This window comes from Streptomyces sp. CA-106110 (genome assembly GCF_050936285.1).
In the GTDB taxonomy this organism is placed as follows: domain Bacteria; phylum Actinomycetota; class Actinomycetes; order Streptomycetales; family Streptomycetaceae; genus Streptomyces.
This window is the reverse complement of the sequence record NZ_JBNJNB010000001.1, coordinates 10,495,539-10,521,804: the sequence shown is the minus strand read 5'-3', so window position 1 is coordinate 10,521,804 and position 26,266 is coordinate 10,495,539. Positions and strand designations below refer to the sequence as shown.

Genomic DNA, 26,266 nt, shown 5'->3' with positions numbered 1-26,266 from the left:
GCCCTTTCGTCTGCGGGCCCCCCTCGGAGGCGAGCGTTCTGAAGACCCGAGCTGATCAGCGGGCCGTGGGAGCGGGTTCGACGGTGAGTCGGTAGCCGACGGAGGGGTCGTTCTGCAGGAACCGGCCGGTTTCGTCGTGCAGTTTCTTGCGGATGCGGTAGGCGTAGACCTTGAGGTAGTGCTGTTCGTTGGCGTACGCGGGGCCCCAGACGTGCTCCAGGATCATGCGCCGGGTGCAGACCTTGCCGACGTGGCGTGCGAGGTACGCGAGTATGTCGAATTCCTTGGGGGTGAGGTCGAGCGGCCGGCCATGGTAGGTGGCCTGGTAGTGAACCAGGTCGAGGGTGAGCGGGCCGGCGACCAGTTCGGTCGGGTGGCCGGCGTCGGCAGCGTGGTGGCGCAGCGCGACCCGGAGCCGGGCGTCGAGTTCACGCATGCCGAAGGGTTTGGTCATGTAGTCGTCGGCGCCGTTGTCGAGGGCGTCGACTTTTCGGTCTTCGGAGCTGTCCGCGGACAGGATGATGATGGGCCGGTCGGTCCACGTGCGGATGCGGGTGCAGACGTCGATTCCATCGAAGTCGGGCAGGCCGAGGTCGAGCACGATCACATCGGGGGCGTGGACGGCGGCGTCGGCGAGGCCGGCTTGGCCGGTTTCGACGGTGCGGACCTGGTGGCCGAGGGCTTCGAGGCCGACTCGGCAGGCGGCGAGCAGCGCGATGTCGTCATCGACGATGAGGACAGTGGCCACGGTGGGTTCTCCTCGGACAGGCCGGCCGCGACCGGCAGGGTGAAGGTGAAGCGAGCGCCGCCGCCGGGGTTCTGGTCGGCCCAGATGCGTTGGTGGTGGGCTTCGATGAAGATTTTGGCGATGGTCAGTCCGAGTCCGGTTCCGGTGTCGGCTTCGCGACGGAAGAAGAAGCCGAAGACCTGTTCCCGTTGACCGGGCGGGATACCGGGGCCGTGGTCGGCGACCGAGACGGTCACCGTGGCCTGGTTGTCCTGGTAGGCGCGGATGGTGATGGATGTGCCGGGCGGGGCGTAGCGGGCGGCGTTGTCCAGCAGGTTGGCGAGCACCCGGCCGATGAGCACGGTGTCGACGTCGACGAGCGGCAGGTCGGCGTCGATGTCGGTGATGATCTGCCGCGGTGGAGGGCCGGGCAGGTCCCGCAGGACGGCAGTGATGAGAGCGCTCGCCGTGGTCAGGCTGGTGCGCGGCCGCAGGACACCGGCTTGGACCCGGCTCATGTCGAGCAGGTTGGTGACCAGGGCCGCGAGCCGATCGGTCTGGGCATCGATGAGCTGGGCCAGCTCACCGCGGGCGGCGTCGGTCAGCGCCGGGGCGAGATGGGCGTCGGCGAGCACCGAGGATGATGCCTTGATCGAGGCCAGGGGGCTGCGCAGGTCGTGGGAGACGGCGGCGACCAGGGTGCGGGCGAGGTGCTCCACCTCGTGGGTCAGCTGTGCGCGCAGCGCCTCTTCACGCAACTGGGCTCGTTCGACGGCCAGGGCGATCTGGTTGGCGAACAGCAGCAACGGCTCGCGTTGCTGCTCGGTGATCGTGACGCCGGTGATCGCCAGCATGCCGATGGGGCGCCCGGCCGCCACGAGGGCCAGCTGTACGGGCTCGCCTCTGCGCGCCTGGCCGGTGGGTGCGGCGAGCATGTCGAGATTGGTGACCTGTCCGGGCTTGGGGTGAAGTCGCTGTAGCTCGGCCGGGTCGAGGTCCTCGCCTGCGGTGGCCGCGACTCGGAGCTGGTCGCCGTCGGGGAGCAGCAGCGCCACATGGCCGGCGTCGAGGACGTCGGCCAGGGCAGTCACGATGACGCTGAGCAGTTCGGGCAGCGGCCGGTCCTGGACGAGCTGGGTGGACAGGTCGAACAGCCGCCGCACCAGCAGACCGCGCTGGCGGGCGGCCGCCCTGGCGGCGTTCATGCCGGCCACCACCCGGGCTACGGGCAGCATGACCGCCACGTAGATGCCCAGTGCGGTCCAGTTCTCGCTCGCGCCGACATCCAGCGTCAGATAGGGCGGGATGAAGAAGAAGTCGTAGACCAGGAAGCCGCAGACGGTGCTGAACGCACCCGCGAAGAAACCGCCTATGGTCACGCCGACGACGACCGGCACGACCAGCACCAGAGCCGTGGTCGCGATGCTCAGATGCGGCCGCAGCGGCAACATGGCGAGGGTGAGCACGGCCATGCAGGCCAGGGCGGCCAGCGATCCTGCCAGTTTGCGGCGCGCGGTCTCGGTCGTGTGGGCTCCTCGCGGGTGCTGCATTCGGTGACCGATCATCGACATTTTTTCCACCAGCCATCCTGCCACCAGATCGTCGCCGCTGGTTTGCCCTGGTCAGGCGCGGTCGTCGGGTCGGCGCTCCCCTCCGGCCACGCCTGGCCGAAGTGCGGGTCGCCCGCCGCCGAGATCGTGGGGCGGGCGATGATGTGCACGTCGATACCGGCGTCGCCCGCGAGGCGCGTGAGACGCCGGACGGTGGAACCTCCGGCGAGCAGATGCAGCCAGCGGCTGCGGCGGCTGGGTCCGAGCACGATGTGCGTGGCGCTGTGCTCGGCGGCGGCTCGCATGAGCGCCCGTGCCGGATCGTCGTCCTCGATCTCGATCCAGGTGCCGCCGGACTGCTCGGTCAGCTGCCTGATCGGCTGGAGCGCCACCGTCCACGGGCGCCCGAGGCCGTCGCTCGGGTGGACATGCACCACGTATAGGTCGGCCGCGAGGCCGGCGGCTATTCGGCAGGCCCGGCGCCACACCGTCTCCGTGCCGGCTTCGTCGGTGACCCCGACCAGGACCCGTTCCACCGCGCCCCCGGAACGGCCGGCCGCGGTGCGGCGCAGCTGAGCGAGTGTCTCGTCGTCGGTCTCACCGCCCAGGAAGCGCAGGGTCAGATCGCGCAGATCGGTGAGATTCTCGGTCTGGAAGAAGCCGTTGAGGGCCGGGCGGATGCGTTCGGCCGGGTAGATGTTGCCGTGCAGCATCCGCCTGCGCAGTTGTTCGGGCGATGAATCGACCAGCTCGATCTGGTCGGCTCTGGCCAGCACCGCGTCGGGGATGCGTTCGCGCACCCGGGTGCCGGTGATCGCCTCGACGGCGTCGGCCAGGCTCTCGATGTGCTGGGTGTTGAGTGTGCCGATCACACTGATGTCGGCGTCGAGCAGTTCGAGGACGTCCTGCCAGCGCTTCTCGTGCCGCCCGGAGCCGGGCACGTTCGAATGGGCGAGCTCGTCGACGAGCACCAACTCCGGCCTGCGAGCGAGGATCGCGTCGAGGTCCATCTCGGCGAATTGGGCGCCCCGGTAGGTGACCGTCTTCGGCGGAACCACCTCCAGGCCCTCGAGCTTGGCCGTCGTGGCCGGGCGGTCGTGGGTCTCCACGATCCCGGCCACGACGTCACATCCGCGGGCAGCCCGGCGGACGGCCTCGTCGAGCATCGCGTAGGTCTTGCCGACCCCGGACGCCATGCCCAGATAGACGCGGAACCGTCCCGCGGCGGCGACCGGCACGTCCCTGCCTCGCTGCGGCGTCGACGCTTCAGCCAGGTGGGACATGTGGTCTCCGGAGGGTGCGGCCCGCTGCGGGCTGTCTGCGGACATGGGCATGCGGCTCTACCGCAGCCCGGCCAGCGCCTCGTTGAGTTCGAGGACGTTGACGTGGGACGCGCCGAGGAAGCCCCACTGGGGCCCCTGCACATGCGCGGCGACCAGAGAGTGCACCTGGTCGTCGGACAGGTGCCGTGCCGCCGCGACCGTGTCCACCTGGGCGTAGGCGGCCTCGGGGCTGATGTCGGGGTCGATCCCGCTGCCCGACGCGGTGACCAGGTGAGCAGACGGTGTGACGCCCTGCTTCTCCAGGGCGTCGGCCCGCTTCTTGTAGGTGTCGACCAGTTCCTTGGAGCGGGGACCGAGGTTGGACCCTCCGGTCGCGGTCGGGTCGTCACCGTCGGGGCGGCCCTGGAACCACTGCGCGCCCTTCCACTGCTGGCCGACCAGGGCCGATCCGTTCTTGCCGAGCGAGCCGTTGGCCTGGTCGTGGAACAGCGCCTGTCCGACGCCGGTCGTGGCCAGTGGATAGGCCAGTCCGAGCAGGACGAAGAAGATGGCCGAGACGATCAGGCCCCGCCGCAAGTTCACCCACAGCATGACAACTCCATGACGAATCCCATCCGGTGCCGCGCCGCGCGCGACTTGGGCAATGCAGTTCTTGAGGTGCGGTTGTTGGTAGGCATGCGGGTCTCAGTAGGCATGCAGGGCGGTCAGGATCAGGTCGATGAGCTTGATCCCGATGAACGGGACGATCAGCCCGCCGACGCCGTAGATCAGTACGTTGCGGCGGAGGATCGCCGTCGCGCCGGCCGCCCGGAACCGCACGCCGCGCAGGGCCAGCGGGATCAGTGCGACGATCACCAGCGCGTTGAAGATGACCGCGGACAGTACCGCCGAGGTCGGGCTGTGCAGGCCCATGATGTTGTACGCGTGCAACTGCGGGAACGTCGTGAGGAACAGCGCCGGGATGATCGCGAAGTACTTCGCGATGTCGTTGGCGATGGAGAACGTCGTCAGGGCACCGCGGGTGATCAGCAACTGCTTGCCGATCTCGACGATCTCGATGAGCTTGGTCGGGTTGGAGTCGAGGTCGACCATGTTGCCGGCCTCTTTCGCGGCGGTGGTGCCCGTGTTCATCGCCACGCCGACGTCGGCCTGTGCGAGGGCGGGGGCGTCATTGGTGCCGTCGCCGGTCATCGCGACCAGCTTCCCGCCTTCCTGTTCGGCCTTTATCAGCTGCATCTTCCTGTCCGGAGTCGCCTCGGCCAGGTAGTCGTCCACGCCCGCCTCCTGGGCGATCGCGGCTGCGGTGAGCGGGTTGTCACCCGTGATCATCACGGTGCGGATACCGATGGCACGCAACTCGGCGAACCGTTCGGCGATGCCCTGCTTGACCACGTCCTTGAGTTCGATCACGCCGAGCACCTCGGGGCCGTCGGCGACCACCAGGGGGGTGGCACCGGCCTTGGCGACCCGTTCGACGATCGGGTCCAGCTCCGACGGCAGGGTTCCGCCCTGCTCGCCGACCCAGCGCTTGACGGCGTCCGCGGCGCCCTTGCGGATAAACCGGCCGGCGATGTCCAGCCCGGACATCCGGGTGGTCGCGGTGAACGGGACGAACGTGTGGGACGGGCCCAGGTCACGCTCGCGCAGCCCGCAGCGCTCCTTCGCGAGGACGACGATGGATCGTCCTTCCGGCGTCTCGTCGGCCAGCGACGCCAGCTGTGCCGCCTCTGCCAGATCGGCCTCACTGTGGTCGCCGACCGGGTGGAACGCGGACGCCATCCGGTTGCCGAGGGTGATGGTGCCGGTCTTGTCCAGCAGCAGGGTCTGCACGTCACCGGCGGCCTCGACGGCGCGGCCGCTCATCGCGAGCACGTTGCGCTGCACCAGCCGGTCCATGCCGGCGATACCGATCGCGGACAGCAGCGCACCGATCGTGGTCGGGATCAGGCAGACCAGCAGCGCGATGAGGATGACCACCGACACCTGCGTGCCGAAGAAGCTGGCCATCGGCTGCAGCGTGACCACGACCGGGATGAAGATGATCGTGAGCGCGGCGAGCAGGATCGCCAGCGCGATCTCGTTCGGGGTCTTCTGCCGCTTGGCCCCTTCGACCAGGTGGATCATCCGGTCCAGGAACGTCTGTCCCGGCTCGGCGGTGATGCGCACGACGATGCGGTCCGAGAGCACCCGGGTTCCGCCGGTGACCGCGGAACGGTCGCCGCCGGACTCGCGGATCGTCGGGGCGGACTCGCCGGTGATCGCCGACTCGTCGACCGACGCCGCGCCCTCGATGATCTCGCCGTCGGAGGGGATGACGTCCCCGGCCTCGCACACCACGACATCCCCCGTGGTCAGGTCTCCGGCCGCGACACGCTCCTCGGTACCGTCGGCCGCCAGCCGGCGGGCGTTGGTCTCCGTTCGGGTGCGACGCAGGGTGTCGGCCTGCGCCTTGCCGCGGCCCTCGGCCATCGCCTCGGCGAAGTTGGCGAACAGCACCGTCAGCGCCAGCCATACGGTCACCAGCCAGGTGAACACGCTGGGGTGCGCGATCGATTCGATCAGGGTGACCACGGTGCCGATCAGCACCACGAACATGACCGGGTTCTTGATCTGCACGCGTGGGTCGAGCTTGCGGACCGAGTCCACCGCGGCCTGCCGCAGGATCTGTCGGTCGAACAGGCTGCGCCGGTTCACCACGCCGCGCGGCCCGTCGGGTGCACCTGGCCCCGCAGCCGACTTGTCAAGGACACGAACGTCCTGCATCACAGCATTCCTTTCCACGCGCGCAACGACCGCGGTGACAGGGGGTTTACGCATTCAGCACGCACCGGATTCACACGCCTCAGAAGAATCCGTGGCTGACCTGCTCGACCAGCGGGCCGAGGGCCAGGGCCGGGAGGAAGGTCAGCGCGCCCACGATGAGGACCACACCCGTGAGCAGGCCCACGAACATCGGCTTGTCGGTGCGGAAGGTCCCGAGCCCCGCGGCGACGGGCTTCTTCGCGGCCAGGCTGCCGGCCAGCGCCAGCACCGGGATGATCATCCCGAACCTGCCCAGCAACAGCCCGATGGTGCCGGTGATGTTGTAGAAGGGGGTGTTCGCGCTGATACCACCGAACCCGGAACCGTTGTTGTTGGTCTGCGACGTGTAGGCATAGAGGATCTCGGAGAACCCGTGTGGCCCGGCATTAAGCGGACCGGCCCGTCCGACACCGATCGCGGCAGCGATCGCGGTCAGCACCAGCACCGTGATCGGCATGACCAGCACACCGAGGGCGGCGAGTTTCACTTCCTTGCCCTGGATCTTCTTGCCCAGGTACTCCGGTGTCCGTCCGACCATCAGGCCGCCGATGAACACGGTGATCACCGCGAACAGCAGGATGCCGTACAGCCCGGTCCCGACACCGCCGGGGCTGACCTCACCGAGCATCATGCCGGTCAGCATCGCGAACCCGCCGATCGGCGTGTACGAGTCCGCCGCCGAGTCCACCGATCCCGTGGAGGTCTGCGTCGACGTCACGTTGTAGAGCGACGAGGACAGCACCCCGAACCGGGTCTCCTTGCCCTCCATGTTTCCGATGCCGGCGTCACTGATACCGGCAGCGGCCATGGCCGGGCTGCCCTGGTGCTCGGCCACCGCGGCCATCGTCAGCCAGCCGGCGAACAGCACCGTCATGACGGCGAGGATCGCCAGACCCTGGCGGGTGCTGAACACCATCTTGCCGAACACGTAGGTGAACGCGACCGGGATGCACAGGATCAGCAGCACCGACATCAGGTTCGTCAGACCGGTCGGATTCTCCAGCGGGTTGGCACCGTTGGCGTTGAAGAAGCCACCGCCGTTCGTACCGAGCTGCTTGATGACCTCCTGCGAGGCCATCGGGCCGCGGCCCAACACCTGGCTGACACCGTTGAGTTCGTTGTGGATCGGCGCCGCACCGGCCAGCGTCTCCACCGCACCCTGTCCGATGAACACCAGGGCCGCCACAAACGAGATCGGCAGCAGCACGTAGACCGTGCCGCGGACGAAATCGACCCAGAAGTTGCCGATCGTCGGCGATCCCTTGCGGGCGAAACCGCGCACCAGCGCGATCGCGACCGCCATTCCGACCGCGGCGGACAGGAAGTTCTGTACCGCCAGTGATCCCATCTGCGACAGATAGGACATGGTCGTCTCACCCGAGTACGACTGCCAGTTCGTGTTGGTCACGAACGACACGGACGTGTTCCACGCCGTGTCCGCCCGCACCGCACCGAAGTGCTGCGGGTTGAACGGGAGAGACCCCTGAAGCCGGAAGATGCCGTAGGTGACCAGCAGCGCCACGGCCGTGAAGCCGACCACGGACGCGGCATAGCGCTGCCACGTCTGCTCCGACTCCGGTGACACCTTCAGCGCACGGTAGATCGGCCGCTCCAGCCATGAGAGCCAGCGCGAACGCCCCTCGTACACCGCGACCATGTACGACCCCAGGAACCGCCAACACAGCCCCAGGACGACGACCATCACGACGATGGTCAATGCGAACGCCATCAGAATCGCTCCGCCTTGAACAGCGCCACGCCCAGATAGATGAACATGACGAACGACAAAACCAACAGCAGGACGTCAGTCGCGCTCACACTCGCTCCAAGCACCGAATCAGGCCGAGCATGGCGGCCAGGAAACCGACGATTCCGATCACAACCCAGATATCTGCCACGCACGCAGCCTGGCGCCGTCCCCGGTAGCCGCGCGGTGAAAGCACCGGCCCGGCCGGTGGAAAAAGAGTGAACGGGCCCAAAGGGCCATGCGACCGGTCAGGGATGCGATCGACGAGGAGCCCTCCGGCGCGGATGGGCACCGTAGAACGGACGGACGGTTTCCGGTCCCCGGTGGTGCGGGCCGCCGCCCGACCGGCCGGCCCGGCCTGTCGCGGGCCATGACGCACAGCGCATCGGTGGGATCGCCCCGGGGAGACGCACGTCACGTACTCCTCTTGTCACACGGCGCCTGGCCGTGTTGTCGAGGGTGCGTGGATCAATACGGCGCTGGAGAGCGCACGAAGGACGTCCTTGTCATCAGTGGAGGATTCACCGGCGTGTGGAGTGCGGCGAGAGCCGTGCGTGCCATGCGTGAGTCAGGTACGCAGGTGCGGGTGACTCTGGACCGCTGTGGCGACGATCTGGTCGTACGTCCCCGACTGCACGAGGAGGATCCGCAGGCCAAGCCGGTGCCCCGCACCGCACGAGTCGACGACCGCGAAAAGATCCTCGCCCAGATCGGCCGCCTCTCTCACCTCTGACAGCGCTGAGGGCCGCGCTTCCCGGCCGTCGAACCAGCGGGATCACCACCGGTGGCACAGACGAACGCTTCGCGGACAGGCACCGTACACGCTCGGCCGGTGCGGTGCCTGCACGCCGCCACCGGGAGGCCGGCGAAAGAATGCCACGCGGACGCATATCGGACAAAATTCCCGCAAGGAGGACCATGCCATGAAGCTCGCAGTCATCGGCGGCACCGGGCTGATCGGGTCGCAGGTCGTCAAGAACCTGAACTCGGCAGGCCATCACGCCGTCCCGCATTCCCAGTCCACCGGCGTGGACATCATCACCGGCCAGGGCCTGGACGAGGCCGTGACGGGCACCGACACCGTCATCAACCTGACGAACTCCCCGGCCTTCGACGAGACCTCGGCCGCCTTCTTCCGCACCTCGATGGACAACCTCCTCGCCGCGAGCGAGAAGGCGGGCGTCGGGCACTTCGTCATCCTCTCCATCGTCGGCGTGGACCAGGTGCCCGACCTGGACTACTACCAGGCGAAGGTACTCCAGGAAGACATCCTCAAGGCCGGCCCGATCCCCTACTCCATCGTCCGTGCCACGCAGTTCATGGAGTTCATGGAAGCGACCCTGGCCATGACCACCGAGGGCGATACCGTCCGCCTGCCGCGTACACCGCTGCAGCCGATCGCCGCTGCCGACGTCTCCCGAACTGTCGCCGAGATCGCCGCCGGCACCCCGATCAACGGCGTCCTCGACATCGCAGGGCCCGACGTCTATCCCCTCGACGAACTCGGCCGGCTCACGATCACCGCCAAAGGCGACGGACGCCGCGTCGTCACCGATGACACCGCCGGAATGTTCGCCGCCGCACACGGTGACGTCCTCACCGCCACGAACGAAGCCCGCATTGCCGCCACCCACTACACCGACTGGCTGTCCCAGCACTAACGGCGACCTCCGGTCGGACGACTTGGCCATCGCCGGCACGGTCGTACGCCGAACAGGCGGCAGCACACCTGCCGCCTGTTCGGCGTGCACGGATTCCGATGGGTCATCGCCCGACCGCTCAAGCGGTTACCGCTCCCGGACGGCCTCCCCGGCACCGGCCCGGCCGCCGTCCGGTTCTCACGGCTCCTGCCGTCCGTTCGGGTGCTGTGTCGCCGCCTCGGCACGGTCGAGGCACCCCTCGACGGACTACGCGGTCCTAGCTATGAGGAGCACGTCTCGTACCGGCCGAGGAGCACACATGCACGCCCGTGAACGGCGGATCGCCCTGTCCGTCCGCGAGCTCTCCGGCATGCCCTTCGCCCGCGATGAGCAGTGCCCCAGATCCCAGTGGTTCTTCGGGGAGCACCCCCGCCCCTGCACGGCCCACGCGGTACACGCCGCCGAGACCCCGCGCACCGTTGCGAGGCGCGCCACCCCCCTCGGCGTCCGAGCCCTCGCCGACACGTATGTCACAGGGCTGATCGTGGACGCGCACCTGGTCTTCGGCGCCTACGGCTGCGGCCTCAAGGGAGGCAGCCGCGTCGCCGTCCGCGCCGACGAGGTCCTCCTCGCCGCAATCAGCCTCGCTCACACGCGGCACCGCAGCGCGCGCGATGATCGAGGCCTCACTCAAGCGTCGCGAGACCCGCCGCCGCCCCACCCGGTCCGGCTGCCCAGAGCTCGGCCCATCGCTGCGGGTCACCCTCGCAGGTCGGTCCGGGGCTGGACAACGACAGCTCGTCCCGCCGATCCCTGACACCATCACAGCACCCGTGCGCGAGATCAGGCCGTCGGCCAACTCGTCGAGGAGCAAAGGTTTCAAACAGTGCCGTCGAACAATGATCCAGCGAAAGACGCCGAGAGCCTCGAAGAGGCAGCGGCTGTGTTCTACGCTATCCGCCGTCGTCTGTTCGGGATCGCCTACCGCATGCTCGGCACTGTCAGCGAGGCGGAGGACATCCTTCAGGACGTCTGGATCCGCTGGCAGACCTACGACCGGTCCAAGGTGCACAACGCGCATGCGTTTCTCACGACGACCACGACAAGGCTCGCGATCAACGCCCTGCAGTCCGCAAGGGTCCGCCGTGAGACCTATGTCGGTCCGTGGCTGCCCGAGCCGGTCGACACCAGCAGTGACCCGGCTCTGGGCGCCGAGCGCGGGGAAGCTCTGGAGGTCGCGGTGCTGATGCTGCTGGAGAAGCTCACCCCCACACAACGGGCGGCATACGTTCTTCGAGAGGCGTTCGACTACCCGTATGAGGCGATCGCAGAGATCATCGGTCAGACGACGGCGAACGTGCGCCAGCTGGTAAGCCGGGCGCGGAAGCTGCTGGCCGCGGGGAAACGTGCGACGGTCGCGACCGCCGAGCATCAGCGGTTCCTGACGGCGTTCATCGCGGCCGCGAAGGTGGGCGATGTGGCCGCTCTCGAGGAGCTGTTCGCACAGGACGTCGTCTCGTACTCCGACGGTGGAGGCGCCGTTCGTGCGTCGAAGTTCCCCGTCGAAGGCCGTCATCGTGTGGCGCGGTATTACCACGCGTTCGCCGACCGCTTCTGGGTCGGGGTCACGGTGGAGCCGGTGACGGTCAACGGCCAGGCTGCGATGCGCCTGTCCAGCGAGGGGAACGTGATCGCCGTCATGACGGTGAACGTCACTGATGAAGGCATCGACCAGCTGATGTGGATCATGAATCCGGCGAAGCTCGCCGGCATGGCCTCCTGAGCCCGATCCCGCACGGCTGCGGGCGGGTAGGGGTCCGCGGGGCTTCGGCGTCCTTGATCCGCTCGGCTTCGGCCCGGAGGGCCGGAGGTTCCCTCTTGTAGACCTGCGGTAGTACATTCCCGAGTCGCCAACCAGGAGTGAAGGAGCGCCGGCGTGTCCGACCCGCGGAAGCCCAGGCCGGTGCAGCGGCTGCCTCGGGCCGAGCGCCGCGAGCAGATCCTCGCGGCAGCGGCGGAGGCGTTCGCCCGGTCCGGGTTCGCAGCGACGAGCCTGGACGACATCGCGGCACAGGCAGGCATCACCCGGTCGATCCTCTACCGGCATTTCGACTCCAAGACCGACCTGTACCAGGGGGTGCCGGACCGCATGTGCGACCGCCTGGACGCACACGTTGGCGAGCCGGTCGGCGGCTTCGGCGACGCCAGCGTCGACGGACTGCTGGCCGCCGCGGCCGAGTCACCGGCGGGATTTCGCCTCCTGTTCCAACACGCCCTGCGCGAACCGGAGTTCAAGGAGCGCATCCAGGACTTCCGCGCCGACACCACCGCCGCCGTCCTGGAACAGGTCTCCGCGTTCGTTCCCGACCGGGCCGTGGCCCGGTGGGCGGCGCAACTGGCTCCGGTTCTCGCGATCGAGGCGATCATCGCGTGGCTCGACGCGGGTCAGCCCGAGCCCGCCCTGGCAGCCGCACGTGTTCGCCAGGCCGTCATGGGTGTGATCACAGCCGCTGTCGCGTGCGATGTGCACTGTTCCCTTCCCAGCCCCGCAGCAGAGGAGAAATCGCCCCGATGACCAGCGGCGGAACCAACCCCAAGGCATCTGAGACCCCCGCCGCCAGGCAGCGCAGGGTCTGGGACAAGGCCGCGCCCGTCTACGACAAGCAGATCGCCTTCTTCGAACGCATCCAGTTCGGCGGTGGCCGGGAGTGGATCGGCTCCCGCGCGCACGGCCGCGTCCTCGAGGTGGCCATTGGGACCGGCCGCAACCTCCCCTTCTATCCGGCCGACGCGCACATCACAGGGATCGAGCTGAGCCCGGCCATGCTGGCCATTGCCTCTCAGCGCGCAGCCGATCTTGGTGTCGACGCCGAACTCCGTGAGGGCAACGCGGAAGCGCTTCCCTTCGAGGCCGGCACATTCGACACGGTCGTCTGTGCGCTCTCGCTGTGCACCATCCCCGATCCGGCCAGGGCGGTCGGTGAGATGGCCCGCGTGCTCAAGCCCGGGGGCACCCTTCTGCTGCTCGATCACATCGGCAGCAGTTGGCCGCCTCTCTACGCCGTCCAGTGGCTGCTGGAGCAGATCACGATCCGCGCCGCCGGCGAGCACTTCACCCGCCGTCAGCGTCCGCTCGTCGAAGCCGCCGGTCTAGAGGTCGTGGAGTCCCAACGGCTCAAGGCCGGCACCGTGGAGCGCATCGCGGCGACCAAGCCGGCCGGGTAGGTACGCAGAGCGGGTGCCGCGATGCACGTCGGACCCGGGCCGCAGCGACGCTTCGGGTCGGACGAGGCCACATGGCCCCCGCCCCGCTCGGCGCCGTGTCGGATCCGTGGCTGGACTCCTTCGTCAGGGACCTGGAGAGGGCCGTCGCACGGCTGTGTGCGATCACGACAGAGAGGCGTGGACCGTTCGCTCCTCGAATGCGGACGGCGTGCCGGGGGCCGGTTCGGTCGGGGGTGTGCCGGCCAGGTCCTCCTCGGCCCAGACCACCTTGCCGCCGGGTACGGAGCGGAATCCCCACCTGCGGGACAGCTGGGCCACCAGGAAGAGACCGCGGCCGCTCTCGTCGACGGTGCGTGCGCTGCGCAGACTCGGGCAGCGGGCGCTCGTATCGAACACTTCGCAGGTCAGGGCTTCATGCTGGATCAGACGCAGACCGATGGGACCGGTGCTGTGGCGGACGGCGTTGCCGACCAGTTCACTGATGATCAGATTCGTGGCGTCCTCGAGACCGTCCAGACCCCATTCGGTCAGCTGGCGGGCCGCCAAGTGCCGGGCACTGCGGACGGAGGCCTGGTCACCCGGCAGCATCCATGAGGCGACCTGGTTCGTGCCGAGTGAGCGGGTCCGGACCAGGAGCAGGGTGCCGTCGTCGCACGGCGCCTGCCTCGGAAGGGTCTCCGTCACGCGGGTGCAGAGCTCTTCCAGGGAGCGACCCGGCTGCGACAGGGCGGTCTCCAGACGGCGCATCCCCGCGTCGATGTCGTTGCCGCCGGTCTCGATCAGGCCGTCGGTGTACAGGGCCAGCAGACTTCCCTCGGGCAGTTCCAGCTCCACGGCCTCGAACTCACCGCCCAGGCCGATGCCCAGTGGTGTTCCGCTGGGAAGGTCGGGGAAGACCGCGCGGCCCTCCGGATCGACGATCACGGGCGGGGGGTGCCCGGCCCGTGCCATGGCGCACTTCCGGGTGACCGGGTCGTAGACGGCGTACAGGCAGGTGGCGCCTGCCTGCGCGGACGTCCGGTCCGGGGCGTCGGTGTCTTCCTCGGCCAGTCGCTGGACCGTGTCGTCGAGACGGGTCAGCAGTTCGTCGGGGGGCAGTTCCATGTCGGCGAGCGTGCGGACTGCGGTGCGGAGCCGGCCCATGGTCGCGGCGGCGTGGAGACCGTGGCCGACCACATCGCCGACGACGAGCGCCACCCGGGCACCCGACAGCGGGATCACATCGAACCAGTCGCCTCCGACACCGTGCCGCAGGTCGGCGGGCCGGTAGCGCGCGGCCGCCTCGACCGCCGTACCGCCCATCAAGTGGTGCGGCAGCAGCATGCGTTGGAGCGCGAGGGCCGCCCTGCGTTCACGGGCGTCCTGGCAGGCGTTGTCCAACGAGCGCGCGGCGCGACTGACGAGTTCTTCGGCCAGTAGGAGATCGACGTCCTGGAACGGAACCGGGTTCTGGGTGCGGATGAACAGCGCCACGCCCAGCAGGGCACCCCGCACCCGGATGGGTACGACCATCAGGGAGTGCATGCCGTTCTCATGGATCTTCTGCGCGCGCGCCGGGTCCCGGTCGATCCACGTGCCGGGAACGGTGTCCAGGATCGGCACCAGGTGGGACCGCCCCGTGCGCAGGACATCGGTGAAGGGTGGAGCGGACGGCACGAGGACCTGCTCACCACGCATCCACGGGGATTCGGAGACCCCTTGGTGGATCGAGGCCACACCGGCACGCCGGAACACCGGGAGGCGCTCGCCCATCGGACCGGGGCGGACCTGGCGCCCCTCGCCGAACGGGACCGACTGCTCCAGGTCGACGGCCGCGAAGTCGGCGAACAGGGGCACGGCAAGCTCCGCCAACTGCTGGCTGATCTGCATCACATCAGGGGTGCCGCCCCGGCGCGTACCGGCCTCGCCGAGGAGGACGAGACGCTCGACGGCCCGCCTTCTCGCAGTGACATCGACGCTGACAGCGCATACGCCCAGTGCTTGGCCGTCGGCTCCTTGGAGACGGACGAACGAAGCCGCGAATGTGTGCTCCCGACGCGGGCCCGTCATCGGCCACGTCCGGTACTCGTGAACCCCGGTGGCGCCGCTCTCCAGCACCTGCCGCATCATCACCTCGAGCGCTCCGGCCTTGAGACCGGGCAGCGCATCGGTGAATCGACGACCGAGCAGCCGGTCGCGCGAAACACCTTCATGGCTCTCCACGACGTCGTTCACCCAGGCACAGCGCAGCTCCAGGTCACGAACGACGATGCCGATCGGCACACGGGCAAGAAGCGACTCCCGCACCGATCCGTTCCCCGCTGCCCTGAGCGGCGTATCGACGCAGGCCACGGTCATGAGCCACCGCACTGCCTCGTCCCGCCCCCGCAGCATCGAGACCCTGAGGCTGACGTTGATCATGCGGCCGTCCCGGTGGCGCACCGCCGTCGTGCCCGACCAGCCATGTCGGGCACGACATCGCCCGACGAACGCCGATGTCGTCGGCGCTCCCCCGGGGCGGGGCAGTACAAGTGCCACAGACCGGCCCACCACGTCCCCGGCGGAGTAGCCGAGCAGCTGCTGGGCGGCCTGCGTCCACGCGACCACCGTCCCTTGCTCGTCGATCATCGCGACAACCGACTCGGACGTCTCACCCGTGTCCCTACGGTCACCAAGCGTCACATTGTCGATGCTGGTCGTGGTCATCGGACTGCCCTCCTCACTCAGGCGAGGGAAAGGAGTGATATGAGGTACGGGCAGCCGAGCCGCAGACGACTGCGGCCACCAGAATCACGGCGAGGCGAACACCTGCGGCAACACGTGCCTCGTCTCCGCGCTCGGTTCCGGAAGCAGGTGCAGGTATCGAACCGAATCGATTTGCACCTTTTGCACCCTCGACCGGATAGCGCACCGCTCTGTGACAGCACGGCAGCCGCCACCGATACCGCGATCCGGCACGCTCCCCGTCGCCACACCGCACGAGAAGCACAGCCCACCTGGAACTCATCGAAAACACCCCGCGCGCCCTGCGCACCCACACCTTCCCCTGATCACCCCTGGGCCAGACAAGGAGCCTTACCGGTGGGATACACAACGCCCGGCGAGTGGGACGCTCACTACGCCGGCGGCAACACCTTCCGCGACCTCGGTGACGCCGAGCGACGCCTGCTCGCAGAGCACACCCCGCCCCCGCAGGACGGCCTCGCCCTCGACATCGGCTGCGGGCTGGGCGCACTCGCCCGCCACCTCGCCCACCTCGGCTATCAGGTCGACGCCGTCGACTACGCACCCTCCTCACTCACCGTCGCAGAAGCACGGGACCCCTCCGCCGCGGTGACGTACCGGCTGTTCGACATCGAACGGGACAGTCTCGACAGCCTGCCCCATGCGGCCTACGACTTGATCACCTTCCGCCTCAGCTGGGCCTTCATCCGCGACCGCACCCGTGTCATGAACCGCGTGCGCGAGCGGCTGCGCCCCGGCGGTGCTCTCTGCGTCATCACGCCCGTCGCCGACGCCGTACCGAAGGACAAGCGAGACATCGCTCTTGACGAGGACGAACTCGAACTGCTGTGTGCGGACTGGTCGGTTGCGGACCGATACGACGCGGACGGTCTTGCCCTCATCGTTCTTCGGCACTCCTCCCCCGCCCCGCCTCAGGTGGCCTGCGCCGAGACCAGGCGGCCCAGCCCACACGCCCTCAGCGGTGTCGGCGTCGTCGTCACCGACTCCGTAGGGCGGATCCTGCTGGGCTACTCGACCCGCGGCGCCTGGGAGCTGCCAGGCGGCAAGAACGCGGCCGACGAGCACTGCCTCGATACGGCCGTGCGGGAGCTGGAGGAGGAGACGGGTCTAAAGGCCGACCCGTCCGAGGCACGGCTGCAGGCCTTCCTCATGGACTCCACCGACGGCGTCCCCCGCCTCACGGCCGCCGTCACCGTCACCACCTTCACCGGCGAACCCACCGTCACCGAACCGCACCTGATCCACCGATGGGAATGGCACGAGCCCACCGACCTGCCCGGCCTCGCCCAGCCCCTGTTCACCCCGAGCGCCCACGTCATCGACACCGTCCGGCCCGGCCTGCTGACCGGCCTTCCTCCCGTCCACCGCTACCGGATCACGACCGCCGACGCACCGTGACCACGGCCCAGCGGCCGACGGCGTCACGCAACTGCGGCATGCGCGTGTCCGAGCGCCCCCGGTCGGGGGCGCCGGAACGCTGACGCTCATGTGGAGGAATAGACATCGCTCAAGAGGAACGTCAGACCACAATCGCTCTGATGCGTCGGGCGTGAATCAAGGTAACTCGCCCGCGTCAACGTCCCAGCGCAGCATGACGCTCCGCTGCCTGGGTCGGCGTAGCTAGTGCCAATACACGACACGCGCGAGACGTGTGGCCCGTGTGAGTGTTGATGGTGCTGGGGCAATCGCTTCTGCTGGTCAGTGGCCAAATCAGTGGCCAAAGTTGGCGCCGGACCAGCCGAGTTCCCCGCCGCCGGTGGCTGTGGCATCCGTATGAGCGGCCCGGTGACGAGGGAACAACTCCCCTCGCTTCCACACCTGTTGGGCGCCACAGAGGCCTTAACAAGAAATTCACTGCCGAGCTCTACCCGCGTAGTCCCTCCATGAGCTGTCATGAGCGCAACACAACACCACGGAGAGGAACACGCGTCCCCTCGCTACCGCGGCACCGCTTCAGCCTCAGACCCTCACGTACCGCCCAACTGCGCAGTACCGCAGCACCTTGCGGCGATCGAGCACCCACGCACCCCTGCAACAAGGCCGCCGGCCCCGCCGCGGAACGCCCCCCGTCGCAGAGCGCGCCACGGCACCCGCCACACCGATCGTCGGACCTGAAACCTGGAGGGACACATGCCCGCAGCCACCACGTCCCGGCTCAGACCCCGTGCAGGCCTGCGTCTGCGTCATACAGTCGTGGGACCGCTCGCCGCCTCCTTGTGCCTGTTGGTCTCCCTGCCCGGCGTCGCCTCCGCGAAGACCGTGCCGGGCTCGGTCCCCACGGCCATGACGCATCCGGAACAGGACTACGCCGGATCCGGGCTGCAGCGGCTCGGCAGAGGTGTCCCGCACGCCACGACCCTCGCCGCATCCGTGAGCACCGGACCCGCCGGTCTCGACGTGAGCTCCTACCAGGGAACGGTGGACTGGGGGGCTGTCAAGAGCAACGGCGGAGCGTTCGCCTACGTCAAGGCCACCGAGGGAACCACCTACACCAGCCCCTCCTTCTCCCAGCAGTACAACGGCTCGTACAACGCCGGACTGGTGCGCGGCGCCTATCACTTCGCGTTGCCCAACAACTCCAGCGGCGTGGCGCAGGCCGACTGGTTCACCAGCCACGGCGGAACCTGGTCCGCCGACGGCAAGACCCTGCCCCCGGCGCTGGACATCGAATACAACCCGTACGGGTCCTCGTGCTACGGGCTGAGCCAGAGCGCGATGGTCTCCTGGATCCGGGCCTTCAGCAACGAGGTCCACGCCAAGACCGGGCGCTATCCCACGATCTACACCACCACCGACTGGTGGACCACCTGCACCGGCAACAACAGCAGCTTCGGCGCCACCAATCCCTTGTGGATCGCCCGCTATTCCAGCAGCCCGGGCACGCTGCCGGCCGGCTGGTCGAGCCAGACCATCTGGCAGTACGCCGACTCCGGCATCTTCCCCGGTGACCAGGACACCTTCAACGGCACCTCCGCCGACCTGCAGGCCTTTGCCCGGGGCGGCGGATACACGCCGCCGCCGACCACCAACTGGCCCACCGTACAGCAGGGCGCCACGGGCGAACGCGTCAAGACCGTGCAGTACCTGCTCGACGCCCACGGTGCCTCACTCACCGTGGACGGCAGCTTCGGTCCGGCCACCGACAGCGCGGTGCGCTCCTTCCAGTCCGCCCACGGCCTGACCGCCGACGGCATCGTCGGATCCAACACCTGGCAGGCGCTGATCACCACCGTGCAGAAGGGCGCCACCGGGCCCGCGGTCCAAGCGGTGCAGAGCCAGCTCAACGCGCACGGTGCCTCGCTCACCGTGGACGGCAGCTTCGGTCCGGCCACCGACAGCGCGGTGCGCTCCTTCCAGTCCGCGCACGGCCTCACCGTCGACGGCATCGTCGGATCCAACACCTGGCAGGCACTTGTCGCCTGACCTGGTCAGGCCCCTCGCGAAAGTCAGCACAGTCCCTTGCAGCCAGGACTTTTCCCATCGAGGAGTGAACGCTCATGAACCCTGCAGCAAACGCCCGACGCGGCATGGACCGGCGCAGCATGCTCCGCGGTGCCCTGGGCCTGACGGCCGCGGTCGGTACGGCGGCGGCCATCAACCTCGGATCGGCGTCCCGCGCCTCGGCCTACACGTGGACCCGGACCGTCCAACAGGGCACCACCGGCGCCGATGTGAAGGAACTGCAGATCCGTGTCGGCGGCTGGGCCGCATCCAGCGCCCAGCAGACCTACATCGCCTGGGACGGCGCCTTCGGCCCGGCCACGGACAGTGCGGTCAGGCGGTTCCAGTCCGCGTACGGCCTGACGGCGGACGGCGTCGTCGGCCCGCAGACCCAAGGCGTGCTCAACAGCCTCGAGAGCAGTGACGGCTCCACCGCGCACTTCGAGTGGAGCGAGTTCTACTCGCACGACGGTTCCGGCTTCGGTGGCGGCAAGGTGGGCTCCACCGAGGTCAAGGAGAACATCCGCCGGTTGATGTACAAGCTCGAGGCCGTGCGCAAGAAGGCGGGCAACAGCGCGATCACGATCAACTCGGGCTTCCGCAGCGTCTCCTACAACGCCTCGGTGGGCGGCGCGTCCAACAGCATGCACGTATACGGCGACGCCGCGGACATCGTGGTCGCCGGCCACACGACCCTTCAGGTCTACCGGATCGCCGAGACCTGCGGGTTCTCCGGCCTCGAGGCCTACACCCATTCCTGGCAGCACGTGGACAGCCGCGTCCAGTACCCCTCCTACGGCTCCGGCTCCTGGTGGTGGGAGAGCGGCACCGTGTGACCCCTCACCGTTCGAACGCGTCAATCAGCACCTGCTCTCAGTGGAGTTGATGCCTCATGAAGTCCCTCAACAAGGCCCTGACGGTGGCGGCCGCCGCCGTCGCGGTGGTCGCCCTGCAGCAGTCCGCGGCCAGGGCCGACGTCCCGCCACAGCACGCGGTCATCGTGTGCCAGACGGCCAGCTTCTACGCCAACTACAACAGCGCCTCCGGCCCCACCGGTTTCCTGCGCACCCTCACGTACGGCAACAAGGTCGGCCACACCCAGGGCGTGCACCCGGTCTACAACGGCTGGGCGGCCACCTTCGACTACGGCCCCAACGACTGGGGTTACGTGCGCATCGAGTGCATCGGCGGCTACAACTCCTGGTGATCCGGCCACCGGTTTCCCCCACACAACAGCACTGAAAGGATCCCGATGTCCGTATTCCGTTCCGGCCGTGCGGCCGCCGTCGCCGCCGCGGTCAGCGCCGTACTCCTGCTCGGCGCCGGGCCGGCACTCGCCTACTCCCCCGGCACTGTCGGCGTCCGAGAGACCGTGTGCGCCAACGACCTGTACGTCCGCACCGACCCGGGCGGCGCCTGGATGGGCACCCTCTACAAGGGCCAGATCTTCCTCGTGGAGAGCAAGCAGAGCGGCTGGGCATACGGCTTCGCCTACGGCGACATCAACCGCCATGGCTGGGTTCAGGACGGCTGGTTCTGCTGACGACGCGGGGCGCACCGACCGGCCGAAGCGGCACCGACTTCACCTCCAACGGCGGACACTGGGCGGATCCCGCGGGCTCCCCGTCCGGCACGGTCATGTACCGCTTCACCACCCGCGACGGCCAGGCCGCGGTAGTCCGCGACTCCAACCTCGGCTGGGGTTTCCTGCCGATCGGCTGCGTCACCCGGCCCTGCGCCCTCTACGACGACAACGACTGGGACGACGACCGACGACAGTCCAGGCGCATCCGCGCGCATCGCGGCCTGCAGACGGCGGGGCCGGTTCTCCCGGGACCGGCCCCGCCGGCGTGTCCCGGGTCGAAGGGTTGCAGGCAGCCGCCCGCTCGGAGCGATCCATCGGATCCTGCTCCATCGGCGCTGGACGGGGCACTCGGCTACGAAGGACGGCAATTGCTCGGCCTGGTCTGTCACGTAGCACGAACCACTGGACTACCGGCGGTCACGGGCTCGGTCGACGGAACGGTGCCGCCGGGAATTGGAGGGTGCTCTATGTCGCCCGAGACGCGGGCCCATGAGGAGTCGCTGGCCTCGCCCTCTCTAGCGGAGCAGCTGATCGAGGCGGCTTCGCATGTCCAGGTCCGCGATCTGAACACATTGCGTCGGCACTTCCCCGGCCAGGGCCCGGAGGAGATCGCCGATCACCTCGTCACCGGGGCGGTGCACGGTTCCGAGGCCGTGGGAGCCGGCGTGGGATCGGCCGCGGCCCTGCCCACTCCGCCGGCGATGCCCGCCGAGCTGGCCGCGGGCATCCTCGGGACGACAGCCGTCGAGTTCAAACTCATCGCCGAACTTCACGAGGTGTACGGCCTGCCTGCGCCTGGCACGTCACGGCAGCGGGCCGCGCTGTATCTCGCGGAGTGGACCGAGGGGCGCGGCCTGAACGTCACGAAAGCTGCCTCCGCGGTCAGTCTCATGCTCAGCGTTCGAGTGAAACGGGAGCTCCGCCGGCGACTTGTCCGTCTCGCCGTCCGCCGGATTCCCACGCTGGCGCCCTTCATGGTCGGCGCTGCCATCGGCGCCTCGCTGAACGGCTACGACACCACAAGGCTCGCCCGGTGTATCCGTGCCGACCTGCGGGCGCGCCGGGTCCACTGGGAGGCGCTGCCCGGACAGGAGTCCGAACCCCCCACCGCCGGTTCGGAGACCACGGCACCGCCGGAGCGCTGAAGTCGACGCCCGCGGAAGCCAGGGGCGACCGGGTTGCGGAAAGTGCTCAATGCCGTCTTTGACCGGTAGTGGCACCGACCGCTCGACCAACCACCGGTTCGCTTGCTTCCTCGTCCAGCCGATCAACGACGAGCATCGCCACATCGTCCGCCAGAGAGCCCTCGGTGTGGCGGATCAGTCCCAGGTGCAGGTGCTGGAGGAGTTCCGGCGGGGTGCAGGCGGCCGCCGCCGCCTCCACAGCCTCGGGCAGAGGGAAGAAATCGTTGTCAGGGTTGCGGGCTTCGATCACGCCGTCGGTGTGCAGCAGCAGACGGTCGCCGGGTCGGAAGGAATAGCTCTCGACCTTGACCGGAGGTTCAGTCATCAGGCCTTCCATGCCCAACGGCGGCAGGGGCGAGGTGGGCGTCAGGTGCTGCATCTTCCCCCCGCGCAGCAGTAGCGGAGGCGGATGGCCGCGATTGACCACTTGGACGACGAATTCGTCACCGACCTGGACCACGAGCGCGGTGGCGAACTCCTCCGCCTCGTCCTCCTCCCTCCCCTCACCGAGCCGCTCCTCGTCACCGTTCTCATCGCACACACAATGCATCGCACACTCCCGGTTGAGCGCCGCCGCGCAGTGGTTCATCACCTCTTCCAGCTCACCCTCATAGTGCGCGGCCTCCCGGAACGCCCCCAGCACCGCTGCGGCCGAGCGCACTGCGGGCAGCCCCTTGCCACGGACATCCCCCATGATCACCCGCACGCCGTACCGGGTCGGCACAGCCTCGTAGAAATCGCCGCCGATCTGCGCTCCCGTCTCCGCCGCGAGGTACATGCACGCCATCCGCACCGGCCCCACCCGGGCCGGTACCGGTCGCAGGAGAACCCGTTGGATTGCGGCGGCGATCCGGCGAACCTGGTCGAACTCGGCCTGCCTCCGCGTACGCATGAGACTGCTCATGGTGACACTGGCGATCGACACCAGAAGGGCGGCCAGGAGATTGCTGTAGACGAGGCCACCCCAGGTGTGGTGCAGAGCGGCCGTGAGCGCGGTGACGGCCAGAGCTCCGACCGCTGCCAGGATGGTGCCTCTCGGACCCATCACCAGCGAAGCCAAGGCCGGCATTGCGGCGAGGACAGGACCGGTATAGACCGCGTGTGCGGGCGAGAGCTCGATGCCCACGGCGATCAGTATGACCATGAACTGCACACCCTGCGCGACCCTGAAGAGGGTCCTGCTATGACCGCCGGCCGCCGAGGGGCCAGATGAACGGAAGAGCGACCCCATGGGTACAACCTGCCCCTCCCAGGCTGTGCGTTCCACTCGGCCGCAGTTGCCGGAGCAGAACGGGAACGGCCTGGTGAAGCGGCTGCACCAGGTCATCGCCGCGGCGATGAGCCCCATCCCGCCCGCCGGCACCGTGAGTGGGTGTTCCGCCCGCTCAGCTGCAGGACAGCGAAAACCTGGGGATCGTCATCGCCTGATACTCAGGCGCCATCGGATCTCGCCGTCGTGCCATTCGTCGGTCGGCGTGAGTCCGGCGGCAGCGGCGACTGCGGACGATGCCCCATGACCGGGGTGGATGTGGGCCATGACGGTCTCCACCGGCTGCCGGCTGAGCCAGTCGACGAGTCCTCTCGTTGCCTCGGTGGCGATGCCCCGCCCTTGCCACGGAACCCCCACCACCCAGGCGATCTCGGCGACGGTCTCGTCGCCGGAGGAGTCGACCGTCGCCTGCACCGTGCCCGTCAGGCAGGACTCGTCACGGAGCCGGATCACCCAGTTCAGCCATGAGACGTCCGGATCGGGCGAGCCTGCCGTCAGGCGCTGGTAGCGCTTGCGCAGGGCTTGCGGCGTGTGCGGAGTGCCGCCGATGAAGGCGTGCAGGGCCGGATCGGACAGCACCGCCGCCATTTCCTCGGCGTGCTCGACGTCCAGCGGCAACAGGTCCAGCCGCCTAGTGCTGATGGCCTGGGCGGCGAGAGCGCTCATGCGGCCACCGCCTCAGGGCGTTCGAAGCGATGGCCGCATGCGGAGCGGGCTCCGGCGTGAAGAACGGCGACGGGGCGGGGTGCGTCGACGGCCCACAACCGCTCACCGGTCTGCTCGTCGACGCGCCTGACATTCGCCCGCGGTGTCGTCACCTCTGCCCCTCAACGCTCAATGTCATTGTCGCGCCGCGGCGCCCTCCGCGTCGCGGGCCGCGATGGTACCGATCCGACGCAGATCGTCGGCGAGGGCGTCGCCGCGGTCGAGATGCATCGGCACCATGACCCCCGCGATCCACCGGAACCAGCGAGGCGTGTCCCTCATCTGGTAGGTCTGCACTACCCGTGTCCTGGTGCCGACCGGCTCCAGTTCGATGGTCCAGTCGGTGCTGTCGGGGAACACCGTGGTGGCGATGGTGCGCCAGGTGATCCGGTGGGGTGCCTCGACGGCCACGATCTCGCAGTCCCGGCTCCACCGCAGTCGGCCTGATCGGTTGTGCCCACGGAACCGCGCGCCGGGCGCCGCCGTGGTCGCGCCGCGGAGCCACGTGATCCGGTGGCATTCATGGCTCCATTCACTGGTCCGAGTGATGTCTGCGACGACGCGCCACACGGCCTCGACCGACGCGTCGACAATCACCTCGGTACGACATGTCGGGGCGACGCTCCGACTCTCTTTGCTGACCAATTCTCTCTCCCCCTCGAGATCGCATCCGTGGGTGTCATGCGTCGAGCAGCCGGTCGATGACACCGGCCGCCCACTCTTCGTACTGCTGCGGTGTCCAGCCGGAGATGTCGGTGAGCAACTGGTAGACCTCGACGGCGAGGACGGCCCACAGCCCGTCGAGTTCCTCGCGGGTCACGGCACGACCTGTGACATAGGTGATGCCTTGCTCGATGCTGATCCGCCGGCGGTGCTGGTCGTCCCGCAACTTCGCAGCCAAGTCGCTGTTCGAGGCCGCCGCCTCGCGGAGCGCGAGATGCATACCCGCGGTGCGCTGGTGGATGACGGTGACCAGCCGGGCGGCGGCCGCGATCCGCTCCTGCCGTGTCCCGGATCCGAGCAGGACGAACTCCGGTCGTTCAGCGAGCGCTTGCGGTTCCGCGTCGCCGACCACGGCGACGTCGAGCGCCGCCGCCAGCAGATCGCTCTTCGACCGGAACCCCGCGTACACCGTCTCGACCGACACGCCCGCCTCCCGGGCGACCTCACGCATCCCCGTCGCCGCCCAGCCCCGCTCCCCGAACAGCCGGACGGCCGCGGCGAGCACCGCGGCCCTCGTCTCCCCGGCCTGCTGCTCGCGTCGCGGTGACCGGTACTGACGTCGGGCGTGCGGCGCCTCTCCAGATGCCATCAGTGCTGGACCACGCTCTGCGCGGGGGTCTGCGGCTGCCACCATGCCGCGGTCCGACGCTGGTAGGCGCGGGCGAAACCGCGCAGCAGTATGAACCGTGGCACCGGGGGCACCAGATGGACCACGATCTGGCAGCCCTCGGGGTCGATGCCGTCGAGCAGCCAGTGCCCCTCCATCCCGAGCTGCTTCAGGGACTTGGGCTTCACGTTGTACTTCTGGTCCCAGGCGTCCCATTCGACATTCGTGAGGGCCGCCGCCACGACCGGCATGGCCTCATCGACCTCGCGTTCCAGATGCGGCACCAACACGCCCGTCAACGTGTCCAGTGCCGCGAGGAGTTCGACGCGCACCTCGTCGGTTGCCGTGCTCGCGTACCGCCGGCCGGCGGCCGTCAGGGCCACAGCCACCGGGGTGATCCGGCGGTGGTCCGCATCCAGCGAGTCGAGGAGCGGCCCCGCAGCCGGGTCGCGCTCGCGCACCAGCGGCCACAGGCCCTCGTCCTCGCCGGTGTGGTGCGCGTGCAGGAACTCCATCATCCACACGACGTGTTCTCCGAGCGCGCGCCGCCGCTCGTGCTCCGGATACGGCTCGGATGTCAGGACCGCACGTACGCGGTCCAGGTCGCGGCGCAGCGCGCCGTGCACGATCCCCATCATCCGCGTGTCGGCCTGGGTCGAACCCGTTCCCATCTCGCCCTCCCCCTTGGTGCCTTGAGAAGAGACTAGAACGCTGTTGTTTTCTCTACAAGGCTGTTCCAGTGAAATCTCGCGGGGTGCACGCCGCGGCCCGGTGAGTCACGGCCGGTTGTGCTCACCCTGGTGGTCGAGAAGCGACGGCGGCTCCCCAACGGGGCCTGTGCCGCGCGTACTTGGCCGGTGAACACCCGCAACGGCCACCGTGGCCACACGGGCACCACCGCAGCTCGGGCCGGGTCGATCGATGCCGGGCAGTCGGGTCCCGGCCGGTCCCAGCTGAGCCTGGAGCAGGCTCTGGACGAACCATCGTGAAGCCCGGCGGAGCGCATGCTGCCGCCACACACGACTGAACGGCCCCTGGAGCTGCTCTTATGGA

The 26,266-nt window shown here is 68.7% G+C and carries 25 protein-coding genes; 12 read left to right on the top strand and 13 right to left on the bottom strand.

Features of this window, described 5'->3' with window-relative positions; all coding sequences use genetic code 11:
* Nucleotides 1-55: 55 nt before the first annotated feature.
* The 7 genes from ACQEXA_RS48595 to ACQEXA_RS48565 form a co-directional block, all read right to left on the bottom strand.
* Nucleotides 56-712, bottom strand: coding sequence for a response regulator transcription factor (locus tag ACQEXA_RS48595; protein WP_359391898.1), 657 nt, complete (start codon nt 710-712; stop codon nt 56-58).
* Complete coding sequence (locus ACQEXA_RS48590) at nt 604-2,292, bottom strand: ATP-binding protein (protein ID WP_432923916.1); 1,689 nt, start codon at nt 2,290-2,292, stop codon at nt 604-606. The genes ACQEXA_RS48595 and ACQEXA_RS48590 overlap by 109 nt, the downstream gene beginning before the upstream one ends.
* Nucleotides 2,289-3,605: a universal stress protein gene (locus ACQEXA_RS48585; RefSeq protein WP_432923918.1), complete on the bottom strand. Its 1,317-nt coding sequence runs from the start codon at nt 3,603-3,605 to the stop codon at nt 2,289-2,291. The genes ACQEXA_RS48590 and ACQEXA_RS48585 overlap by 4 nt, the downstream gene beginning before the upstream one ends.
* Before the next feature lie 12 nt (nt 3,606-3,617).
* Entirely contained in the window at nt 3,618-4,151 is a 534-nt protein-coding gene (locus tag ACQEXA_RS48580) for a potassium-transporting ATPase subunit C (RefSeq protein ID WP_432923920.1), read from the bottom strand.
* Between the two features lie 93 nt (nt 4,152-4,244).
* On the bottom strand, nt 4,245-6,323 hold the full coding sequence (kdpB, locus tag ACQEXA_RS48575) for a potassium-transporting ATPase subunit KdpB (RefSeq protein ID WP_433133070.1): 2,079 nt from the start codon (nt 6,321-6,323) through the stop codon (nt 4,245-4,247).
* Nucleotides 6,324-6,402: 79 nt separating this feature from the next.
* Complete coding sequence (gene kdpA, locus ACQEXA_RS48570) at nt 6,403-8,091, bottom strand: potassium-transporting ATPase subunit KdpA (protein ID WP_433133068.1); 1,689 nt, start codon at nt 8,089-8,091, stop codon at nt 6,403-6,405.
* Nucleotides 8,091-8,180, bottom strand: coding sequence for a potassium-transporting ATPase subunit F (locus ACQEXA_RS48565; protein WP_189308987.1), 90 nt, complete (start codon nt 8,178-8,180; stop codon nt 8,091-8,093). Before ACQEXA_RS48565 ends, kdpA begins: the two co-directional genes overlap by 1 nt.
* Nucleotides 8,181-8,695: 515 nt before the next feature.
* On the opposite strand from ACQEXA_RS48565, the gene ACQEXA_RS48560 reads away from it, so the two are divergent.
* From ACQEXA_RS48560 to ACQEXA_RS48535, 6 genes are all read left to right on the top strand, one after another.
* The gene (locus ACQEXA_RS48560; protein ID WP_432923926.1) at nt 8,696-8,842 is read left to right on the top strand and encodes a hypothetical protein; all 147 of its coding nucleotides are present in this window, start codon (nt 8,696-8,698) and stop codon (nt 8,840-8,842) included.
* Between the two features lie 190 nt (nt 8,843-9,032).
* Nucleotides 9,033-9,770, top strand: coding sequence for an SDR family oxidoreductase (locus ACQEXA_RS48555; RefSeq protein WP_432923928.1), 738 nt, complete (start codon nt 9,033-9,035; stop codon nt 9,768-9,770).
* Between the two features lie 298 nt (nt 9,771-10,068).
* The gene (locus tag ACQEXA_RS48550) at nt 10,069-10,566 is read left to right on the top strand and encodes a hypothetical protein (RefSeq protein ID WP_433133066.1); all 498 of its coding nucleotides are present in this window, start codon (nt 10,069-10,071) and stop codon (nt 10,564-10,566) included.
* 69 nt (nt 10,567-10,635) lie between these two features.
* Nucleotides 10,636-11,532, top strand: a complete 897-nt coding sequence (locus ACQEXA_RS48545; protein ID WP_432923932.1) for an RNA polymerase sigma-70 factor — start codon at nt 10,636-10,638, stop codon at nt 11,530-11,532.
* A 153-nt stretch (nt 11,533-11,685) separates the two neighbouring features.
* Nucleotides 11,686-12,324 carry a TetR family transcriptional regulator gene (locus ACQEXA_RS48540; RefSeq protein WP_432923934.1) on the top strand — a complete coding sequence of 213 codons (639 nt, stop codon included), beginning with the start codon at nt 11,686-11,688 and terminating at the stop codon, nt 12,322-12,324.
* Nucleotides 12,321-12,974, top strand: coding sequence for a class I SAM-dependent methyltransferase (locus tag ACQEXA_RS48535; RefSeq protein ID WP_432923936.1), 654 nt, complete (start codon nt 12,321-12,323; stop codon nt 12,972-12,974). Before ACQEXA_RS48540 ends, ACQEXA_RS48535 begins: the two co-directional genes overlap by 4 nt.
* Before the next feature lie 162 nt (nt 12,975-13,136).
* Here the strand turns inward: ACQEXA_RS48535 and ACQEXA_RS48530 are convergent, their stop codons facing one another.
* Entirely contained in the window at nt 13,137-15,659 is a 2,523-nt protein-coding gene (locus ACQEXA_RS48530; protein ID WP_433133064.1) for a SpoIIE family protein phosphatase, read from the bottom strand.
* Between the two features lie 375 nt (nt 15,660-16,034).
* On the opposite strand from ACQEXA_RS48530, the gene ACQEXA_RS48525 reads away from it, so the two are divergent.
* The 6 genes from ACQEXA_RS48525 (at nt 16,035) to ACQEXA_RS48500 (ending at nt 21,869) form a co-directional block, all read left to right on the top strand.
* Nucleotides 16,035-17,096, top strand: coding sequence for a bifunctional class I SAM-dependent methyltransferase/NUDIX hydrolase (locus tag ACQEXA_RS48525; RefSeq protein ID WP_433133062.1), 1,062 nt, complete (start codon nt 16,035-16,037; stop codon nt 17,094-17,096).
* 795 nt (nt 17,097-17,891) lie between these two features.
* Nucleotides 17,892-19,121, top strand: coding sequence for a GH25 family lysozyme (locus ACQEXA_RS48520; RefSeq protein ID WP_433133060.1), 1,230 nt, complete (start codon nt 17,892-17,894; stop codon nt 19,119-19,121).
* Nucleotides 19,122-19,195: 74 nt separating this feature from the next.
* On the top strand, nt 19,196-19,975 hold the full coding sequence (locus ACQEXA_RS48515) for a D-Ala-D-Ala carboxypeptidase family metallohydrolase (protein WP_432923942.1): 780 nt from the start codon (nt 19,196-19,198) through the stop codon (nt 19,973-19,975).
* A gap of 56 nt (nt 19,976-20,031) precedes the next feature.
* Nucleotides 20,032-20,346, top strand: coding sequence for a hypothetical protein (locus tag ACQEXA_RS48510; protein WP_432923944.1), 315 nt, complete (start codon nt 20,032-20,034; stop codon nt 20,344-20,346).
* A 45-nt stretch (nt 20,347-20,391) separates the two neighbouring features.
* A complete protein-coding gene (locus ACQEXA_RS48505; RefSeq protein WP_432923946.1) occupies nt 20,392-20,682 on the top strand; it encodes a hypothetical protein in 291 nt (96 codons plus the stop codon).
* 509 nt (nt 20,683-21,191) lie between these two features.
* On the top strand, nt 21,192-21,869 hold the full coding sequence (locus tag ACQEXA_RS48500; protein WP_433133058.1) for a hypothetical protein: 678 nt from the start codon (nt 21,192-21,194) through the stop codon (nt 21,867-21,869).
* 46 nt (nt 21,870-21,915) lie between these two features.
* Here ACQEXA_RS48500 and ACQEXA_RS48495 read toward each other — a convergent pair whose 3' ends face one another.
* The 5 genes from ACQEXA_RS48495 to ACQEXA_RS48475 all read right to left on the bottom strand — a co-directional run bounded on the left by ACQEXA_RS48495 (nt 21,916) and on the right by ACQEXA_RS48475 (nt 25,884).
* Nucleotides 21,916-23,034 (bottom strand): PP2C family protein-serine/threonine phosphatase, encoded by a 1,119-nt coding sequence (locus ACQEXA_RS48495; protein ID WP_433133056.1) that lies wholly within the window; start codon nt 23,032-23,034, stop codon nt 21,916-21,918.
* A 291-nt stretch (nt 23,035-23,325) separates the two neighbouring features.
* Complete coding sequence (locus tag ACQEXA_RS48490; RefSeq protein WP_432924069.1) at nt 23,326-23,844, bottom strand: GNAT family N-acetyltransferase; 519 nt, start codon at nt 23,842-23,844, stop codon at nt 23,326-23,328.
* A gap of 174 nt (nt 23,845-24,018) precedes the next feature.
* Nucleotides 24,019-24,480 (bottom strand): SRPBCC family protein, encoded by a 462-nt coding sequence (locus ACQEXA_RS48485; protein ID WP_432924071.1) that lies wholly within the window; start codon nt 24,478-24,480, stop codon nt 24,019-24,021.
* A gap of 82 nt (nt 24,481-24,562) precedes the next feature.
* Nucleotides 24,563-25,195: a helix-turn-helix domain-containing protein gene (locus ACQEXA_RS48480; protein ID WP_432924073.1), complete on the bottom strand. Its 633-nt coding sequence runs from the start codon at nt 25,193-25,195 to the stop codon at nt 24,563-24,565.
* Nucleotides 25,195-25,884, bottom strand: a complete 690-nt coding sequence (locus ACQEXA_RS48475; protein WP_433133054.1) for a hemerythrin domain-containing protein — start codon at nt 25,882-25,884, stop codon at nt 25,195-25,197. The genes ACQEXA_RS48480 and ACQEXA_RS48475 overlap by 1 nt, the downstream gene beginning before the upstream one ends.
* Nucleotides 25,885-26,266 lie beyond the last annotated feature (382 nt).